The organism is Acinetobacter sp. YH12045 (assembly GCF_013419925.1).
GTDB lineage: Bacteria > Pseudomonadota > Gammaproteobacteria > Pseudomonadales > Moraxellaceae > Acinetobacter > Acinetobacter amyesii.
Genome location: NZ_VOZE01000001.1, coordinates 640,769 through 659,512, shown reverse-complemented (window position 1 = coordinate 659,512; position 18,744 = coordinate 640,769). Strand labels below are relative to the sequence as shown.

Here is an 18,744-nt window from a genome sequence, read left to right as displayed (position 1 = left end):
GAAATAGATACAGTCAAATACAATTAAAAAGAACTGTTATGGGTAAAATACCCATACAATTTGCATCTATAGCCATCTTTGAATAAGCTGTAAAGCCAAGATTTAGAACGATTAATAGACTGAACTGTCAATTAATAAGTTCAAAGTGTGTCGTAATATTTCACTAAAGCTGCATGAATAAGGAAATGAAAAGATGACAAAAATCGAATGGGTCATGCAGCAAGTCCAAACACTGATCGATCAGAAACAGCTTTCTGAAGGCTGCCGCATTCCTTCGGTACGTCAATTTTCCCAACAGTTGGGCTGTTCGGTTTCAACTGTTGTAGAAGCCTATGCACGGTTGGTCAGTAGCGGTGTATTGGAGTCAAGAATTGGAGCTGGCTATTATGTCTGCAAACGTTCTACTGCAAATGTTTTATTAAGTGAGCATGCTATTGAATATAACCGAGAGGTCGATCCGTTGTGGATTTCACGCCAATCGCTAGATGCTCATGAAGGTATGCTGATTCCCGGTTGCGGCTGGCTGCCAAAAGAATGGATGCCAGAGCAGACTTTACGTAAAGCCTTAAAAACGGCTGCTAAATCTGATAGCAGTTTCTTAATAGATTATTCGGCGCCACACGGTCATACAAATTTACGCCGCTATATTGCTCGTAAAGGTGAGGTTTATGATGTAATGCTTAATTTGAAGCAGATTTTCATTAGTGATTCTGCAACACATTCTATTGATCTGATTTTTCGGCATTTACTTAAAACTGGTGATACGGTTCTGATCGATGATCCATGTTACTTTAATTTTAGGGCACTGATTAAGGCACATGGGCTGAATTACATTACAGTACCGTATGGCAAAAATGGTCCAGATGTAGAAGTATTTAAGCAAATGCTGCAGTTTCAGCCCAAAATCTATTTAACCAACTCAGGCATACACAACCCAACTGGTGCAGCACTTTCTATGCAAACGGCATTTGAAATTGCTAAATTGGCAGAGCAAAGTGGATTAATAATCGTTGAAGATGATATTTTTGCCGAATTTGAGTATCTACATGCGCCACGTTATTTAACTTTACTGGGTTTAAAGCAAGTAATTCAAATTGGCAGTTTTACCAAAACGCTTTCTGCTGCTGTGCGCTGTGGTTATATCATTGCTCACGAATCAATAATTGATCAGCTGATTGATTTGAATATTGCAACCCATTTTAATACCAGTCATTTAAATGCAGAGATTATTTATCAAGCCCTTATGGACAGTAGTTATATAAGGCATATTGAATGGGTCAAAAAACAGCTACAAAAACACATGATGGATACCATAAAGAAACTTGCAGATCTAGACATTCATCCAGTCGTTATGCCCAAAGCTGGCATTTTTTTATGGTGTCAATTACCTGCAAATATTGATGCAGCACAGCTATCAAAAAGCTGTTTGACGCAAGGTATCATTCTTGCACCAGGCAATTCATTCAGCTCAGCACAGAACGCAGGGCAATACATGCGTTTTAATGTCGCGCAGTGCATCGACAAAAAAGTATTTGATGTTTTGCAGCAGTGTCTGAATGAGCTGAAATTGCAAGATACAGCTTAACTAAAAAATCATGCAGATTTCAGGTCTGTGATTGATTACTTTTTTTAAGGCCAAACAGTTTTTCAGGCGAGGCATTAGCCATCATATTCAACATAATCCCAAAGGTTTAAACGCGCTTTAATTTCTTTGCGAATATGAGGCAGCATAGGTAGTAAAGTGCCATCGATCCATAAACTCAGTGTCTGAGATGAAACTTTTTTGTTTGCATCATCTACAATTTGCGCACCTTTCACGATCACCAAAGTTTCTTCGCTAGCTGCAGTTTCAATGCCTTTAAATAAAAGCTGTAATTCATGACCTGTATCTTGAATTAACCATTCCAACTCAATTTGGATATTGTGATTAGATTTAAGTACAGCTTGGCCTTCAATCATGTCATTGTCAGATAAGCAGTCATGCTCAACCCGAACTTTCGACAAAAACCATTCTTGATGACCAAGGTCAGAGAGCGTTGTAAAAGGCGTTAAAATATCACTTAAATTAAATTGGCGGCTTAAATCAAAAAATTGCATTAGAAAACTTTAGGGGGAGATAAAACAAAATAAGCGTTGGATGTTAAAGCATCATCAAGTGTGAGTAAAACCTTTGCTTTTATTGAGATATTTTATGTATAAATAGCATTCAATCTATCTAAATTAAGTCTAAGAAAAATGAATTGAGAAAATAATATACACATAACAGATGTGCCCAGCCCTATAGACTTAAAAGATCCAATCGAAGTTAAACAATGGGCCGCTGAAGTCAATCTTAAACGTCCGTGGCGTTATGACATCTTTCAAATGTATGTCGACTCTATTTTGGCTTTCAACCCGAATGCGTACGTGCTTGAATTCGGTTCAGGTCCAGGCTATTTGGCTGAGTTTTTAATCAATCATTGTCCAAATATTCACTACACAGCATTTGATTTTTCCGAAGCTATGCATGACTAGGCAAAAGAAAAACTAAGTGCAGCGCAACGCTTAAAATGTAATTTTATAACAGGGGATTTCAAACAATCTAATTGGGAAGAATCTATTTATTTCAATCAGAACAGCTGCTTTGATGTGATTATTATTCATCAGGCCTTACATGAATTGAGACATAAGGCGTATGCAGCAGAGTTTCATCGGACTGTAAAAACGCTATTAAATACACAAGGCGTGTATTTTCTATGTGATCATTTATATGCACCAAATGCTCAGCAAAATCATGAGTTGTATATGTCTGTTAAGGAGCATTTAGATGCGCTGAAAGCAGCCAATTATGGCCAAGTGGAATGTCTGGGTGAAGTCAATGGTTTGGTTCTTTTCATAAGCCAGCACTCATATGAACGAGACTGAACAAGAGCATTATTGAGTTGCTTGAAACTGCTTAAATCGTTCCTATTAGATCTTATCGATGAGAAAAACTTAACCAATTAGCAGTACATTGTCATTACATCATCCATTCAATAGGAAGATATGACACTGCTTTTATACTAAATCGTTGGAATCGAGTTGTTTCAGGTTCATGAGTATAGGTTTTGATTTTTCCATTTTTTTGTTGCTCTAACCAAATGATTTCGCCTTTTTCATCTAGTTTTAATTCATATGCAATTTGCGGTAAATACTGGTTTAATGCCGCCGAAATATCGTTTTGTAATCGATCAGATTTAACGACTAAACCAACTTCCGAATTTAAATTTGCGGAACGTGGATCAAAGTTAAACGATCCAATAAACACCATACCGTCAATATCGAAAAATTTTGCATGCAAACTAGAGGCATTTTTGCCTTTCGCAGGGATGATATTTCCGGTCATGACCTCATACCATGTGCGTTTTGAACGCTCTATATAAGGTTTAAATTCATATAGTTTCACGCCATTTTTGAGTAAGTCTTTGCGATATTTTTGATAAAACGCATGAACGACAGCGACGTCATTGGCTAAAAATGAATTGGTTAACACACGGACTTCTACATTTTTACCTGCAAGGCCCATCAGAAAGTCAGTTCCTTGTTGCGTGGGAACAAAATAAGCTGAAACCAACTCCATGCGTTCTTTGGGCTGTCCCATTAAGGTGGAAAATTGGTTATAAATTAATTCTTGCTCTTTAGCCTCACCACGAATTTTATTCGGACTATCCGCAATGAAATGTGCTTCGGCCCAATTTACCGGTCTAAGTTTAAGCTGAGCCGCCAGTTGTTGCTGTGCATAGTTAATGCGCTGTTGATCTTTAGTCAACGTTGTAGAGTTTTCTTGGTACGTTTGTCTTAATTGATTTAAGTCTTCTTTTGTACCTGCACCAATCCATTGCTGAACAGAATAACTTAAATCATCATTCCAAAAGTTCAAAAACACTTGATTGGCTTGTTGAATGGCTTCCCCATAGAAAAGGATATCCAAATCTGTAAATTGAAAACTTTCACTGGCATCAAAATATTCATTACTGATGTTACGACCACCAGTTACGCCCATAAAACCATCGGCAATAATTAATTTATTATGCATACGATGGTTAATATGCTTTAAGCGAAATGCATAATCAATGACACGTAATTTTCTAAATTTATAGGGATTAAACAGTTTGATTGAAATATTGGGATGAGCTGAAAGGGATTGTAAGGTCGGATCGAGTTTCGTCCCGTTTTGATCATCAATTAGTAGCCTTACTTTTACCCCACGGTCAGCGGCATGCAGTAATTCTTGAAACATCAGATGCCCAATAGCATCATTTTCCCAAATGTAATATTGCAAATCGATGGTGTATTTTGCGTTTCGAATCAAATGCAGGCGAGATGCAATGCTTAAGAAGGCATCATCTAAGGCTAAATAAGCCGTTTGTTTTTGTTGTAATTTTTCTAAATCCGTAGCAGACGTAATCCATTTTTCTGCATGTGATTGTATAGGGACATCTTTTTTTGACTGATTGCTAGGTAAGCTGCATCCAGTTAATAGGCTGATCGAAACAGTTAAACCGACAGTACAACTTATTTCACGTAATTGTATCATTCGAATAGCATTAATCATTCCTTGAAAAATTCATCATAACATCATGTTTTAAGGTTGTATCTAGGCTTAAAAAGAGGTTACTGTAACTCATCTGTTAATATAAGCCATACAGGATGTTTTTAGACATGAAATCACGTGCAGCCGTTGCTTTTGGACCGGGTCAGCCTTTAGAAATTGTTGAAATTGATGTGGCACCACCTAAAGCAGGTGAGGTTTTAGTCAAAATTAGCCATACAGGTGTGTGTCATACAGATGCATTTACATTGTCAGGTGATGATCCTGAAGGCGTATTTCCAGCAATTTTAGGGCATGAAGGTGCAGGTGTTGTGGTTGAAGTCGGTGAAGGTGTGACTTCAGTGCAACCGGGTGATCATGTTATTCCACTTTATACTGCAGAATGTGGTGAATGTTTATTCTGTAAATCGGGTAAAACGAATCTTTGTGTATCTGTACGAGCAACACAAGGCAAAGGTTTAATGCCGGATGGCACAACACGTTTTTCTTATAATGGTCAGCCGATTTATCACTATATGGGCTGTTCAACATTCTCTGAATATACAGTGGTAGCAGAAGTTTCATTGGCAAAAATTAACCCTGAAGCGAACCACGAACATGTTTGTTTGTTGGGTTGCGGCGTAACAACAGGTTTAGGTGCAGTTAAAAATACCGCTAAAGTTCAGGAAGGTGACTCAGTTGCAGTCTTTGGTTTAGGCGGAATTGGTTTGGCTGTGGTACAAGGTGCTAAAAAAGCCAAAGCAGGTCGTATCATTGCCGTAGATACCAATCCTGACAAATTCAAACTGGCTGAAGAATTTGGCGCTACAGATTTTGTTAATCCAAAAGATTATGATCGTCCAGTTCAAGAAGTGATTGTAGAAATGACGGGCTGGGGCGTCGACCATTCATTTGAATGTATTGGCAATACCAATGTGATGCGCTCTGCTTTGGAATGTGCTCACCGTGGTTGGGGCCAATCTGTGATTATTGGTGTGGCAGGTGCAGGTCAAGAAATTTCAACCCGTCCATTCCAATTGGTTACTGGTCGTACTTGGAAAGGCACTGCTTTCGGTGGTGTTAAAGGTCGTTCACAATTACCGGGTATGGTAGAAGAAGCCATGTCAGGCGAGATTAAACTTGAACCATTCGTGACCCACACCATGGGGCTAGATAAAATCAATGAAGCTTTTGATTTAATGCATGAAGGTAAATCAATTCGCTCTGTTGTACATTTTGAAGATTAAGCATTGATGTAAATATTAATGCGTTAATTTTCACTGTTTTAAAACTAGGCTTTGGCCTAGTTTTTTTTGTGTCGTTATAACAAATCAAAACTTCAAATTAGGATTTGCAAAAAGTGACAGATTGTTAGACATAAAATGATAAAAAATGCCAAATGATAGATTTTGTCCCGAATTCACATGGTGGGAAATTAGCACTAAACATAAGGTAAGCATAATTTAAAAACAAATGTATATTAATGCATTATCCGAGGCAAAAAATGACAACTACAAGTTACAAGCCTGAGTGGATTCGGGAAGATTTTATTGATTTTATTGCAGAAAAATTTGATGCAATTTGGGCCTACAAACGTGTAAAAGCACAATTGGTTAAATCACGTTGTGTGGGAATCGGGTTTTATGAACTGAGTTTTTTAGCGAATCACAACTTTAAAGTAGCAAACTATCGACCAGGCCAATGTGTTCTGGTGACAGTTGTAAAGGATGGTGTACGTCATCAACGTAGCTATAGCGTCGTCGAAATTAATACATCTGGTCATGTGGTGATTGCAGTTAAACAGCAAGGCAAAGTGTCCAATTGCCTGACGCAATTAAAAACAGGTGATGTTGTTGAATTATCGCAACCGCAAGGTGAGTTTGGCCTAAAGCTAAATTCGGATCGACCAATTTTACTGCTTGCTTCTGGTAGTGGCATTACCTCAATCATGACTTTGTTTAAACAAGCGATTAAGCTTGGGCGTAAGGTTGACCTGATTTATTTCAATCGAGATGATGCGTATTTGGATGAATTGATTCAACTGGCGAAGCAATCAAACCATGCACATTTACATGCGATTAATACGCTGAAAACTAAATTACATATCTCACCAGAGGTGCTAAACCACATGGTCCCCGATTTTAAGCAGCGAGATTGCTATGCCTGTGGTGCAGCGCCAATGATGCAAAGCATTGAGCAACTGTATCGTGAGTTTAAGCTTTCAGAATATTTAAATACTGAATATTTTCAAATGATTGCTGATGATTCAGTACCATCTCAACCTGTCACTTTTAGTTTAGCCCAGCAAGATTTTTTGGCAGAGGGTAATTTACTGGAAAGTGCTGAAAAAGCTGGTTTAAAACCTGCGCATGGCTGTCGGATGGGTATTTGTAATACCTGTTCGTGTACAAAATTACAGGGTTCAGTGAAAAACTTACTCACCGGCGAAATAGATCATGCGAATAACACACAAATAAAATTATGTGTTTCTCAGGCAATTTCACCTGTACGTATTCAACTCTAACCCAAGCCGCATAAAAAAAATCAGGGGCATCACCATGAATCAATCGATATATATTCGTCCGAATAGTAAGTCACGTTATTTATCACCCGAGCAAACTGCTGAATTTGGCGAAAAAGTTGAGCAAATTCGCCGTGAAATCATGCAGAGTGTAGGTGAAAAAGATGCAGCGTATATTTATAAAATTCGTAATTTTGTACGTTATAGCGAAATCGCATCTCGTGGCATGTTGATGTTTGCAGGTTGGATTCCACCAGTTTGGTTAATGGGTACGGGTTTATTGGGTATTTCTAAAATCGTAGAGAACATGGAACTCGGTCATAATGTGATGCATGGTCAGTTTGATTGGTTAAATGACCCGAGTTTAAATGGTGCTAATTATGATTGGGATACCATTGCCACAGGTCAAGACTGGAAATATACCCATAACTATGTGCATCATACCTATACCAATATTGTCGGTATGGACCATGATGTCGGCTATGGCTTAATCCGTGTGAGTGAATCGCAAAAGTGGGAGCCACGTTTTCTTTTCAATATTCCACTGGCAGCCCAACTCATGGTTTTCTTTGAGTGGTATGTCGGCATTCAACGTTTACATTTAGAAGATGTTATTGCGTATAAAACCAAAACTTGGAAAGATGTATGGCATGAAGCGGTCGATGTACGTCAGAAAATTAAGCGCCAAGTGATTAAAGATTATGTGTTTTTCCCGCTTATTGCAGGTCCCAATGCGATTCCGGTATTTGCAGGAAATGCGGTAGCCAACGTGATTCGTAGCTTATGGGCTTCCGCTGTCATCTTTAATGGCCATTTTACAGAAGATGCGGAAAACTTTGAGATGGACAATACTGAAAATGAAACTCGAGCAGAGTGGTATCTCCGTCAAATTCGTGGCTCCAGTAATTTTAGTGGAACACAATGGTTGCATATACTCAGTGGTAATTTGAGTCACCAAATTGAACACCATTTATTCCCAGATATGCCTGCAAACCGCTATGCAGAAGCCGCACCTAAAATTAAAGCACTCTGTGAGGAATATGGTATTCACTACAACGAAGCCAGTTTTATCAAACAGTTTGCCAGCGTTTGGGTTCGACTCGCGAAATGTTCAGTGCCAAATGACTGGCGTGCCGAGCTTAAGGAACGTTCAGCTTCACTTCAGCAGCGTCTTAAACAAAAAATCATGAAGAAAATCGGGTGTTAAAATACAGTATTGTTTAGCAATATTGCCCTTAATGCTTCCAATGGATGATTTCTAAAGCATTAAATTCGCCAAAGTAGCGTTCATCTACTTTGGCTTTTTTAGATATATCTAGCGAGCGAGAGTTATTCAACTAATTGCACGCTACTCTGAATGCCACAAGATTCTACAAAATATGCATCATGTGAAACGAGGATCACCGCACCTGTATAATGCTGAATGGCTTGAGCCAATAACGCTCTAGACTCTATATCTAAGTGATTTTCAGGTTCATCTAACAATAAAAGCTCAATATTCGGTGTTAAATAATTTAAGCCCAATAAGGTCACTTTTAAACGCTCACCACCACTTAAACAGTGAAATGGCAGTTCCGCTTTTTGACCACGGATTCTAAGTTGACCGAGTTGATTACGCCATTCCGTTGACGAAACCTCAGGATTAAACTTTGCCAAATTGTCCAAAACACTCAGTTCAGGTGATAAATTACTCAAGTTTTGATCTAAATACAGGGTATGCACAGACAAAAACGTTTCATGGCTAGACTGTGATGTGGTCTGACTCAAATACTTTAGAAATGTAGATTTACCAATACCATTTTTTCCTTTTAAATGAATTTTTTCACCTGCCTGTAAGGCCAAATCGAAAGGCTGGTGCTGAGATGTTTTGCGATGAAAATGTTTAACTCTTAAGATTTCTCCTGTTTTTTCAGCGTGATGTTGAAAAACGAATTGCTGCTCTTTAACATGCTCAAGTTGTTGCTGTGACTGAATCAGTTGAGATCTCTTTTCTTCCAATTGCTTCTGCTGTTGCGTTTGAACTGTTGCGAGGCTTTGACCAGCTTGTTCCTTTTTAAAATCAAGTAACACTTTAGCTTGTGAGCCTGACTTGCGTAGTGTATGACCTTGTTGTTCTCGTTTTTGCGCTTTCAGCTGTGTTTCGTGTTGCTGTGATTTGAGTTGTTTTAACTCACGCTGATGCTGCATAGCATTACGCTGTAAGGCTTTATTTTGCAGATCATTTTGTTGAACGTAGTCTTCATAGTTGCCAGTAACATGACTGAGTCCAAACTCATTTAAAGCATAGATATGCTCTACATGTTGCAGCAATTCTCGATCATGACTGACGACGAATGCACCCGTAGGATGGTTTTTTAAATGATCGATGAGCCATAAGAGTGAGGATGCATCTAAATGGTTACTAGGTTCATCCAAAAGTAAATAGTGGTCAGTTTTTAAAAATAATGCACACAATGCCAATTTGGTTTTTTGTCCCTCACTCAGCTGAGCGACTGGGAAATTTAAATCTGTTGGTAGTGAAGCTTGCTTAAGTTGTTGCTGCCATAGTGCAGGACGGTGCCATTGGTTTTCAGTCAGCTCAAAGTCTTCAAAACTTGCGCTGCCTATTTCGATACGTTGAAATGCGTCATATAAGTCTTCAACACCGAGTGCAGAAGCAATCGTGTCAGCTTCTAGTCGAGAAAATTGTGATAAATAGGCATGTGGTACATTCCATGAAATTTCACCTTCATAGGGGAGATCTTTCAGATTTTGTGCATGTAAGATTTTAAGGATGCAGGACTTTCCTAAACCATTGCGACCAATACATGCCGAAAGTTGTTGTTGATTGAGGTTAAATTTCAGGTTTTTAAAAAGTGTTTTGGATGGAAATTCCAAGCTTAATTTGGAAATTGTACAAGCCGTTTGAGTCATAGATGCACCTTGCGATAGCAAAGATGCGCAATACAAATAACTAATTTTATTCTATAAAAAAGACAATATTTGAGAAAATGCAGTCGAAGTCATTAGCCATGTGTTTGCACATCAAAAAAATGGATTTGATGATGAAAAAAAACAGGGCTTACTTCATTGGCAAATACTCGAATTAAAAATAAATGGAAAAAAGCTTTAAACAGCCTAATGTTGTGCAGTCTAATAAATGTTTATTTATTAATCAATACATCAAATTTTAAAAATAGGTCGCTATAATTGACAGCAGAGTTATTTAATACAACAAAATAGCAAAAAACTATTGTCAAACCGATGAATACAGCGTATTTTAATTTTCAGACAGATACTTTTTGATGAAATCAAGATGTTAAAGCAACCTTTAATCTCAAACGCATATTATTACTTCTGGCAGTTTAGATAATTGCCTGAACGCGTTCGGGCATGAAAAAGGTTGCCCACCAAGTTTATACCTGATCGGCAACCCTGATCAGGTTTTTTTATGTCTTGATTTTTATAATATTTTTGGAGAAATCTCATGTTTACAGTAAATAATTCATATTTTAGCAACGGTTATTGGTTTTACTTTAGTCATTCTATGTCTAAAGCCTTGAAGTCCCAAAGTCCCATAACGCTCAGATAAAAGATCGGACTGTTTATACGTACAGTCCAAAGGAATAGAACCAATGAATGCGCTAAATACAGCTTTACAACAAACTCAAAATTCAGAAATTCAGAAATCTACACGGCCAAAAGAAACGCTTTTGAGCTTGCCACATCAACTGAAACAACAATTACCTTTATCAGTTCATGCTGCAGAACAAATTGCTGCACATCGTGCAACTATTCAAAATATTTTGACAGGTCTAGACCCGCGCCTAATGATTATTACCGGTCCTTGTTCAATCCATGATCCGATTGCTGCTTTGGAATATGCTGAAAAATTAAAACAATTACAGGCACAGGTTTCAGATCAAATTTTTCTTGTGATGCGCGCATACATTGAGAAACCACGTACTACAGTGGGCTGGAAAGGCTATATGTATGACCCAAGTTTAGATGGTTCATCTAATATGCAGTTGGGCTTAGAAAAATCACGTGAGCTGTACTTACAAATTATTGAAATGGGTTTGCCAATTGCCTCTGAAATTTTAAGCCCAATGGCGACGGGTTATTTTGATGACCTTTTGGCTTGGGGTGCAATCGGTGCGCGTACCAGCGAATCACAAATTCATCGTGAAATCTCAAGTCATATGCCATACAGCATCGGTTTCAAAAACGGAACAGATGGATCAATCCAAATTGCTCTAGATGCCATTCAATCTGCGTCCCATCCACACCAGTTTTTAGGTATGAGCCAAGCCGGCTTACCGTGTATTTTAGAATCGGTTGGCAACCCGCAAGCACATTTGATTTTACGTGGCTCAAATACAGGCCCAAATTATAGTTTGGCTGAAATAGACAAAATTCGCAGCAAAGCAAAAGGCGATTTACCAGCTTTAGTGATCGATTGTAGTCATGGAAATAGCCATAAAGATCCAATGAAGCAACCTAAAGTATTACGTACAATTGTAGCAGAGCGTGAGCATACCCAAGTGCGTGGTGTGATGTTAGAAAGTCATTTAGTGGATGGTAATCAAAAAATTAGTTGTGACATGACTTATGGTCAATCTGTAACAGATGGATGCTTAGGTTGGGACAAAACCATTGATTTAATTCAACAGGTTGCGAATGAACTTCGTGCATCACAAATCAAACGTAGTGCTTAACAATCCAGAGCATACTCAGTCTGAATTAATGTAGCCCAAAGCCTTAGAATATTGATTGTTCTAAGGCTTTTATTTTGAAAAATCCTTTGTTGCTTACTTCAATATAAAAATTGAAAAATGGCATATTTCCTAAAATATATACTGATAATTCAGTATTTTATGTTTGAGTGAGTTACACTTTTTATGCACAATAATGTCTAAGCCCAATACAGCGCCAGAAATAATGACAATCTGTGCTTGGGTGTTTGAAATTTTATATTGGGGAAGTTGATGTACACTGCTGAATTGTTGGAAGAAGCACGCCGCTTTATGTTCCACATGTTAACAAAAGTGGTTGAATATGGTGGTTCTGATTTATTTATTACGGCAGATTTTCCACCAAGTATTAAACATCAAGGCATGATGAAACCTTTTGGGCAGCAAGCGCTTGATGCTGAGAAAACAAAGCTTTTCGCCTATAGTTTGATGAATGAGAAGCAGCGCAAAGAATTTGAGAAAGAATTAGAATGTAACTTTGCGATTAGTGTGCCAAACGTTTCGCGTTTTCGTGTCAATGTATTTCAGCAACAGTTACATGTAGGTATGGTCATTCGTACCATTACCGCAGAAATTCCAAATTTTGAAAAGCTTAAATTACCGGCTTCGCTTAAGCACGTGATTATGGAAAAACGTGGTTTGGTTTTAGTGGTTGGTGGTACAGGTTCGGGTAAATCAACCTCTTTAGCGGCGCTGATTGATTATCGAAATGAAAACAGCGCAGGACATATCATCACTGTTGAAGACCCAGTGGAATATGTGCATAAGCATAAAAAATCCATGATTACACATCGTGAAGTCGGTGTAGACAGTCATTCGTGGCATAACGCCTTAAAAAATACACTACGACAAGCGCCAGATGTGATTTTAATCGGTGAAATTCGTGACACCGAGACTATGGAACATGCGATTGCCTTTGCTGAAACAGGGCATTTATGTTTAGGTACGCTACATTCAAATAATGCCAATCAAACCCTAGATCGGATCATCAACTTCTTCCCAGAAGAGCGAAGAAATCAATTGCTTATGGATTTATCGAGCAATATGAAAGCGATTGTTTCTCAGCGTTTAATCCGGACTGAAGATGGTAAAGGACGCCGTGCAGCCGTTGAAATCATGTTAAACACGCCGCTTATTTCAGATTTGATTTTGAAAGGTGAGTTTCATGAATTAAAAGCGATCATGGCAAAATCTCGTGAACTTGGGATGCAAACTTTCGACCAAGCTTTATTTGATTTATATAATGACGGCGCAATTTCTTATGAAGAAGCCTTAAGAAATGCTGATTCAACCAATGAACTACGTTTGCAAATTAAACTAAAAAGTTCACGTGCAAATGGTACTTCAGCGGCTGCGCAATCGTTTAGTATGGTTGAAGAAAAGAAAGAAGAACCTGAAAGTACCGAAGCTTCGGAAGAAATATAAGCTGCATATTCATGCAAATGGTATATAAGCCAATTCAGCCATCATATTGAAATAAAAAAATCAGCCTGAGGGCTGATTTTTTTAGATATTAGAAATATTTACAGGCCAGCTTCATATTGTTCTCTGGTCAATAAAGCATCTACATCAGCCATATTGTCTGGTTTAATTTTATAAATCCAACCTTTGCTATAAGGCGCATCGTTTACAAAATCTGGATCATCTTCAAGGTCTGGATTGACTTCAACAACCACACCAGAAACCGGAGCATGAATATCAGAAGCGGTTTTTACCGACTCAACCACACCCGCTTGTTCGCCAGCAGTGATATGTTGACCAACATCTGGTGCTTCAACATAAACTAAATCACCCAATGCGTCTTGTGCATGATCAGAAATGCCTGTAACAACAAGGTCACCTTCAATTCGCACCCATTCATGTGTACTTGCGTACTTTAAATCTGAAGGATGATTCATTGATAACTCCTTAAATCCATTAAATTCATTTTTGGCATGAGTTATACATGCTTTTTACTTAAAACAAAAGACTTATAAGTACGGATCTTTACGCCAATTGCTTGGGCTACGACCACTCCAACGCTTAAAAGCACGGCTAAAATTGGCGACATCGCTATAGCCCAATTCATCAGCAATTTGCTCTAAGGTAAAATCAGTTCGTGACAGGAGCGAAGTAGCATGACGGTAGCGAACTTCGTCGACCAATGTTGAAAATGAAGTCCCTTCGGCAGCAAGTTGGCGTTTAAGGGTTCGATCGGACATGTGTAGCCGTTCAGCAACACTTTCGATACTTAAATAGTGCTGTTCGGAGTTGGTTAAAATATCACGAACGCGCATGGCAATACGGTGACGTTCGCCCAAAGCTGAGAGTTCAGCTTCACATTGGTTAATCGCGATTTGACTGGCAATTGGGTCTGCATGGACCAATTTATTGGTTAAATATTGCTTATCAAAACTAAGTAAGAGATGTGGCTGATCAAATCTAAATTGGTGGCGTGGATATTTTGCAATAAACCGCTCAAAACCTTCAGGTTGAGGAAAATCAAAATCAATTTCACCAGCAGAATAATCCACACCGGTAATTGCTTTGCCCATGCTGATCATGCCAAAAATTAAGGCAATTGAAATCTCAGTACGCAAAGGCTCAATCGTAACGTCGGTTTGTAGTTGAACAGTAGCTTTGGTTCCAAAAGTTGAGAAAAAAAGCTGTAAAAAGGGCATGCGTAACTGAATAAAACGGTTTGCCAAGACTAAGGCATCAGTTATGTCCTTCGCCGTCATGATGGCATAGCCAATAAAACCATGAATTGAGATGCGCATTTGGTTGCCCAAATGAAAACCTAGAGTTGGCTCACCAGTTAATCGTAGGGCGTGCTCTACCAATTGATTGGCGATGGGTGTTGGAATACGGAAATCTGGTTCAGCCAATTGTTCGCTGTTTAATCCGAAGGGACTAAATAATGTCTCTGCAGTGTAGCCCCATCGAGAGACCACATCTAATAGGAGCAATCCATATACTCCGGGAATACCCTGATCCTGACGGGAATTAATTGTTTTCATAGCGTTCCGTTGCAATGCGGGTTTTTCTTCTGTTCAAGCTTATATTGGCATGATTCTGTGTTGTATCCCACAAAAATTGTTGGACAAACTGACTAGGCTCAATTATTTATAGCGGCCTACCTTAGCGTTGTAAAGTAGGCCGTTAAGGATTAATTCGGTTTAAAATCTTTGGAAAAGACCACTATTTTGGTCGTAGACATATAAAGAACGTCATTGTGCTGATTGAGCGCTTGAGTAACATAGGTCACAATGCCGCGGTCTGTCTTACTTTTCGATGGAGTAATTGCTGATATTTCAACTTCTACACGAATTTTATCCCCCGGACGTGTTGGGCGCGGCCAACGCAGACTTGACTCTGAGCCAATTAAGCCATAAGCCACAGGGAAACATTCAGTCCATAAGCGCATTGTTACAGCAGCAGTATGCCAACCACTTGCCGCTAGCCCTTGAAAGATCGGGTGCTGTTGGGCTTTGACTTCATCTGTATGAAATTCCTGAGGATCATAAGCGATGGCAAATTTTTTTATTTCTTCAACAGTCATTTCATATTCACGACTGCTAAAGTGATCACCAACTTTAAGGTCTTCCAGATACAGCATTTTCATCTTCCTTTGATTCTACTTTATGTTGTTCTATTAAAAATCCACCGGTTTGACGCTGCCACAAGTGTGCATAAATACCATTCAAAGCGACAAGCTCTTCATGGGTACCTTGCTCAGCAATACGTCCTTGATCCAAGACAATCAATCGATCCATTTGCGCAATTGTTGAGAGTCGATGCGCAATGGCAATCACAGTTTTGCCTTGCATCAAATCATCTAAACTCGATTGAATCGCAGCTTCGACTTCTGAATCGAGCGCACTTGTGGCTTCATCTAAAATTAAAATTGGTGCGTCTTTTAAAAATACTCGAGCAATTGCAATACGTTGACGCTGACCGCCAGATAATTTAACACCACGTTCACCAACAAATGCGTCATAGCCACGTTGACCACGTAAATCGATCAATTGAGGAATGAATTCATCAGCTTTCGCTTTGCGTACTGCATCATACATTTCTTCATCAGTCGCATTCGGACGGCCATATTTAATATTTTCTTCAACCGTGCGATGCAATAACGAGGTGTCTTGGGTCACCAAAGCAATATTTTTTCTCAAGCTATCTTGGGTAATATCTTCTATATTTTGGCCATCAATCGAAATACGACCATGGTTGATATCGTAAAAGTGGAGTAAAAGTTGAATTAATGTCGATTTTCCGGCACCTGAACGCCCGACTATACCGATTTTTTCACCTGGTCGAATGGTTAAATTAAATTGATTGATGACCTTTTTATCATTATAAGCAAAACTGACATCTTCAAATTTAATTTCGCCTTGCTGTACTTTTAAGTCGGTTGCATCAGGTTTATCTTGAATATGAATCGGGCGGCCCATGGTTTTCATCCCATCTTGAATGGTCCCGACATTTTCAAATAGGGCAGATGTTTGCCACATCATAAACTCGGAAATACTACTGAGTTTTAAAATCATGGCGGTCGCTGCTGCAATGACCCCAAGCTCAGCTTGACCATCCATCCAGAGCCAAACGGCTGTTCCAAGTACGCCACCATATAAAACAATGATCAGCAAATTCGTCGCGATATTGTATTTTGCTGCAAGACGCATTTGCTTATACACCGTCACCATAAATTCTTTCATTGAGGCTTTGGCATATTGGCTTTCACGGCCTGCATGGGCAAACAATTTCACCGTTTGAATATTGGTGTAGGCATCGGTGACACGACCAGTCATTACTGCGCGTGCATTGGCTTGTTCATTTGAAATTTTGCTTAATTTTGGGATGAAATAGCATGCAGAACCAATAAATAAAGCCAGCCAAAGTAATAATGGAATAATTAACAGTGGCGATATAGCACCTAAAATCACGGTGATAGAAATCAGGTAAATGAAGACATAGGCCAACATGTCACCAAGAATAATCCAAAACTCACGTACAGCCAGTGAAGTTTGCATGACTTTGGCAGATAAACGACCTGCAAAGTCGTTGTGGAAGAAATCTAAACTTTGTTTCAGTAATAAGTTATGAAATCTCCAACGTAGGCGCATTGGAAAGGTGCTATATAGAATCTGATGTTTAATAATGGTTTGAAGGCAAGAAAAGAAGATATTTGCCAATAAAATAAAGCTCAAAATGGTCAGATTGGTCTGGTGCTGCTGTAAAAAGGTTTCAGGTTGAGACTTACTGATCCAATTGACTAAATCGCCAATTTTGGAATAAAGCAATGCTTCAAAACTCGCTACACCAGCTGTACAGAGTACCAATAACAATAGGTATTTTTTTACGCCAGTCGCAGCTTGCCATACAAAGGGGAAAAATTTTGTCGGCAATGGTTTATTCAAGTCCTGTTCAGGATAAGCGTCAACTAAATTTTCAAACCATTTAAGCATGCAGATAACCTGAGAATTTTGCTGTAATTAATCTTTCTTTCTTCAGCTCTGAGTGTAATGGATTCGCTGGTTTTTCTCCATTTTGATTTGTTTATTTACTTAAAAGCTTGGCTGCAAAAGTTCATAGAATTAAAATGTACAACCCGATTACGACCTTGGCGTTTTGCTTCGTATAGAGCAATATCGGCCTGTTTAATTAACTGATCAAGTTTGGCGTGGTCAGGGTCAATTTTGGAAACACCAATGGAGATCGAAAATTTCATCAATTGACCATCCATATGAAACTGATGTTGTTCCATTTTATGTCTTAACCGTTCAGCAATTTTTAATGCATCTTCTGGGACGGTATAAGGCAAAAGTACAATAAATTCTTCACCCCCGAAACGCGCCAATATATCGTAAAAACGCATTTCTTTCCGTGCAATTTCAGCAATTTGACATAACACTTGATCGCCGACATCATGTCCGTATTGATCGTTAATCGCTTTAAAATGATCGACATCAAAAATCAAAAGACTGGTACAGACCGTCATTGGGGTTTCTTGGATTTTTTTATTTGCAGCATGTACAAATTGGCGACGATTGCTTAACTGGGTTAATTCATCCGTATGGGCAATTTTGCGCAGAGTATGAAAGTTCCAGTCATCTAGCAGCGCTCTTAGAAACGTTTTACGAGAGTTGAGCGTAGAGTTCCAGCAGATATACATACTGAACAGCAGCACAGGAACGTACACCAATAAAAATATTGTAAAATCACCAAAATCATTAATGCGCCATGCGCCAAAAAGGATCGCTGCCGTGATCATGGCTGAGGTCATAATCGAAGGGCGAAAATGCACATGAATACTTAAATTACCCAATACAATCAAAATAATGGCAGCATATTGATAACTATGAACCAGTTCATTTTGCGACTGAAGTAATATCTCAAACCAGAGTATCGCTGAAAGGCAAGTGGCGAGTGGTAATATTAAATCGAGCAATTTAATCTGTTTGATATATTTAAACAGAACATAGTTCAGGCTAAATGCACCAATAATTGCAATGATACGAATCACACCTGAAAGCATTTCTACGTCTGGCAGCACATAGCGATCTGCCCAAAAATAGATTAAAAAAGCCAATTGAGCGAAATAGTTGACCTGTTTTAAATAGTCTTTCTGGTTGTAGTACAAAAATTTGTAATAAGCATTTGTAAACTGTGCCGGAATACGTGCAATCGGGTCGGATAAAGCACGCTCAATACGGACACGATTCTCTAGGTCACATGCTTCTGCCTGTATGAGCGTATGTTTGGCAGAAGTGCGATTCATCGATTCTATGAGTAATTGTGATTCGTTTTTAACTGATTTCCGAGAAGGTTGATTGGGGCCTTCCATGATCAAGTTCCTATTTTAGAAGCGTTTTTATGCAACTGTTAACAAATAGTATCTAAAAATGTCTACATTTGTATAGTATTTGTTCTGATTTTTTAATTATATTTAGTTGTTT

At 38.7% G+C, this 18,744-nt stretch carries 16 protein-coding genes; 8 read left to right on the top strand and 8 right to left on the bottom strand.

The genetic code is table 11. The features are described 5' to 3' along the window. The first annotated feature begins 193 nt into the window (after positions 1–193). Positions 194–1,585 (top strand): PLP-dependent aminotransferase family protein, encoded by a 1,392-nt coding sequence (locus tag FTU02_RS03275; protein WP_180155773.1) that lies wholly within the window; start codon positions 194–196, stop codon positions 1,583–1,585. A gap of 74 nt (positions 1,586–1,659) precedes the next feature. Here FTU02_RS03275 and FTU02_RS03270 read toward each other — a convergent pair whose 3' ends face one another. Beyond that, complete coding sequence (locus FTU02_RS03270) at positions 1,660–2,097, bottom strand: hypothetical protein (protein ID WP_180073906.1); 438 nt, start codon at positions 2,095–2,097, stop codon at positions 1,660–1,662. 171 nt (positions 2,098–2,268) lie between these two features. Here FTU02_RS03270 and FTU02_RS16440 point away from each other — a divergent pair, with 171 nt between their 5' ends. Together FTU02_RS16440 and FTU02_RS16435 are read left to right on the top strand one after the other, a co-directional pair. Beyond that, complete coding sequence (locus tag FTU02_RS16440; protein ID WP_306670223.1) at positions 2,269–2,514, top strand: class I SAM-dependent methyltransferase; 246 nt, start codon at positions 2,269–2,271, stop codon at positions 2,512–2,514. A gap of 114 nt (positions 2,515–2,628) precedes the next feature. Continuing rightward, positions 2,629–2,904 (top strand): hypothetical protein, encoded by a 276-nt coding sequence (locus tag FTU02_RS16435; protein ID WP_306670222.1) that lies wholly within the window; start codon positions 2,629–2,631, stop codon positions 2,902–2,904. 94 nt (positions 2,905–2,998) lie between these two features. Here FTU02_RS16435 and FTU02_RS03260 read toward each other — a convergent pair whose 3' ends face one another. Then, entirely contained in the window at positions 2,999–4,555 is a 1,557-nt protein-coding gene (locus FTU02_RS03260) for a phospholipase D family protein (protein ID WP_180155771.1), read from the bottom strand. A 125-nt stretch (positions 4,556–4,680) separates the two neighbouring features. Here FTU02_RS03260 and FTU02_RS03255 point away from each other — a divergent pair, with 125 nt between their 5' ends. The 3 genes from FTU02_RS03255 (at position 4,681) to FTU02_RS03245 (ending at position 8,277) form a co-directional block, all read left to right on the top strand. Next, complete coding sequence (locus FTU02_RS03255; RefSeq protein ID WP_078193885.1) at positions 4,681–5,796, top strand: S-(hydroxymethyl)glutathione dehydrogenase/class III alcohol dehydrogenase; 1,116 nt, start codon at positions 4,681–4,683, stop codon at positions 5,794–5,796. 257 nt (positions 5,797–6,053) lie between these two features. After that, positions 6,054–7,073 (top strand): flavin reductase family protein, encoded by a 1,020-nt coding sequence (locus FTU02_RS03250; RefSeq protein WP_180155769.1) that lies wholly within the window; start codon positions 6,054–6,056, stop codon positions 7,071–7,073. A 34-nt stretch (positions 7,074–7,107) separates the two neighbouring features. Continuing rightward, positions 7,108–8,277, top strand: a complete 1,170-nt coding sequence (locus FTU02_RS03245; RefSeq protein WP_180155767.1) for an acyl-CoA desaturase — start codon at positions 7,108–7,110, stop codon at positions 8,275–8,277. A 122-nt stretch (positions 8,278–8,399) separates the two neighbouring features. Here FTU02_RS03245 and FTU02_RS03240 read toward each other — a convergent pair whose 3' ends face one another. Continuing rightward, positions 8,400–9,983 (bottom strand): ATP-binding cassette domain-containing protein, encoded by a 1,584-nt coding sequence (locus FTU02_RS03240; RefSeq protein WP_180155765.1) that lies wholly within the window; start codon positions 9,981–9,983, stop codon positions 8,400–8,402. Positions 9,984–10,684: 701 nt separating this feature from the next. Here FTU02_RS03240 and FTU02_RS03235 point away from each other — a divergent pair. Together FTU02_RS03235 and FTU02_RS03230 are read left to right on the top strand one after the other, a co-directional pair. Beyond that, the gene (locus FTU02_RS03235) at positions 10,685–11,767 is read left to right on the top strand and encodes a 3-deoxy-7-phosphoheptulonate synthase (protein ID WP_180155763.1); all 1,083 of its coding nucleotides are present in this window, start codon (positions 10,685–10,687) and stop codon (positions 11,765–11,767) included. 270 nt (positions 11,768–12,037) lie between these two features. Next, positions 12,038–13,228 carry a PilT/PilU family type 4a pilus ATPase gene (locus FTU02_RS03230; protein WP_180021768.1) on the top strand — a complete coding sequence of 397 codons (1,191 nt, stop codon included), beginning with the start codon at positions 12,038–12,040 and terminating at the stop codon, positions 13,226–13,228. A 98-nt stretch (positions 13,229–13,326) separates the two neighbouring features. Here the strand turns inward: FTU02_RS03230 and gcvH are convergent, their stop codons facing one another. From gcvH to FTU02_RS03205, 5 genes are all read right to left on the bottom strand, one after another. Next, positions 13,327–13,701 carry a glycine cleavage system protein GcvH gene (gcvH, locus tag FTU02_RS03225; protein WP_180155761.1) on the bottom strand — a complete coding sequence of 125 codons (375 nt, stop codon included), beginning with the start codon at positions 13,699–13,701 and terminating at the stop codon, positions 13,327–13,329. 72 nt (positions 13,702–13,773) lie between these two features. Beyond that, positions 13,774–14,802, bottom strand: coding sequence for an AraC family transcriptional regulator (locus FTU02_RS03220; protein WP_078190954.1), 1,029 nt, complete (start codon positions 14,800–14,802; stop codon positions 13,774–13,776). A 149-nt stretch (positions 14,803–14,951) separates the two neighbouring features. Then, positions 14,952–15,401 (bottom strand): MaoC family dehydratase, encoded by a 450-nt coding sequence (locus FTU02_RS03215; RefSeq protein WP_180023633.1) that lies wholly within the window; start codon positions 15,399–15,401, stop codon positions 14,952–14,954. Then, positions 15,379–17,253, bottom strand: a complete 1,875-nt coding sequence (locus FTU02_RS03210) for an ABC transporter ATP-binding protein (RefSeq protein ID WP_180155759.1) — start codon at positions 17,251–17,253, stop codon at positions 15,379–15,381. The genes FTU02_RS03215 and FTU02_RS03210 overlap by 23 nt, the downstream gene beginning before the upstream one ends. A 95-nt stretch (positions 17,254–17,348) precedes the next feature. Further along, positions 17,349–18,632 carry a sensor domain-containing diguanylate cyclase gene (locus FTU02_RS03205; RefSeq protein ID WP_257232742.1) on the bottom strand — a complete coding sequence of 428 codons (1,284 nt, stop codon included), beginning with the start codon at positions 18,630–18,632 and terminating at the stop codon, positions 17,349–17,351. Between the last annotated feature and the right edge of the window lie 112 nt (positions 18,633–18,744).

Excerpts from the sequence above, each read along its gene's own strand:
- FTU02_RS03275 (WP_180155773.1), top strand. The coding sequence starts at position 194 with ATGACAAAAATCGAATGGGTCATGCAGCAAGTCCAAACACTGATCGAT.
- FTU02_RS03270 (WP_180073906.1), bottom strand. The coding sequence starts at position 2,097 with ATGCAATTTTTTGATTTAAGCCGCCAATTTAATTTAAGTGATATTTTA.
- FTU02_RS03260 (WP_180155771.1), bottom strand. The coding sequence starts at position 4,555 with ATGATACAATTACGTGAAATAAGTTGTACTGTCGGTTTAACTGTTTCG.
- FTU02_RS03255 (WP_078193885.1), top strand. The coding sequence starts at position 4,681 with ATGAAATCACGTGCAGCCGTTGCTTTTGGACCGGGTCAGCCTTTAGAA.
- FTU02_RS03250 (WP_180155769.1), top strand. The coding sequence starts at position 6,054 with ATGACAACTACAAGTTACAAGCCTGAGTGGATTCGGGAAGATTTTATT.
- FTU02_RS03245 (WP_180155767.1), top strand. The coding sequence starts at position 7,108 with ATGAATCAATCGATATATATTCGTCCGAATAGTAAGTCACGTTATTTA.
- FTU02_RS03240 (WP_180155765.1), bottom strand. The coding sequence starts at position 9,983 with ATGACTCAAACGGCTTGTACAATTTCCAAATTAAGCTTGGAATTTCCA.
- FTU02_RS03235 (WP_180155763.1), top strand. The coding sequence starts at position 10,685 with ATGAATGCGCTAAATACAGCTTTACAACAAACTCAAAATTCAGAAATT.
- FTU02_RS03230 (WP_180021768.1), top strand. The coding sequence starts at position 12,038 with ATGTACACTGCTGAATTGTTGGAAGAAGCACGCCGCTTTATGTTCCAC.
- gcvH (WP_180155761.1), bottom strand. The coding sequence starts at position 13,701 with ATGAATCATCCTTCAGATTTAAAGTACGCAAGTACACATGAATGGGTG.
- FTU02_RS03220 (WP_078190954.1), bottom strand. The coding sequence starts at position 14,802 with ATGAAAACAATTAATTCCCGTCAGGATCAGGGTATTCCCGGAGTATAT.
- FTU02_RS03215 (WP_180023633.1), bottom strand. The coding sequence starts at position 15,401 with ATGCTGTATCTGGAAGACCTTAAAGTTGGTGATCACTTTAGCAGTCGT.
- FTU02_RS03210 (WP_180155759.1), bottom strand. The coding sequence starts at position 17,253 with ATGCTTAAATGGTTTGAAAATTTAGTTGACGCTTATCCTGAACAGGAC.
- FTU02_RS03205 (WP_257232742.1), bottom strand. The coding sequence starts at position 18,632 with ATGGAAGGCCCCAATCAACCTTCTCGGAAATCAGTTAAAAACGAATCA.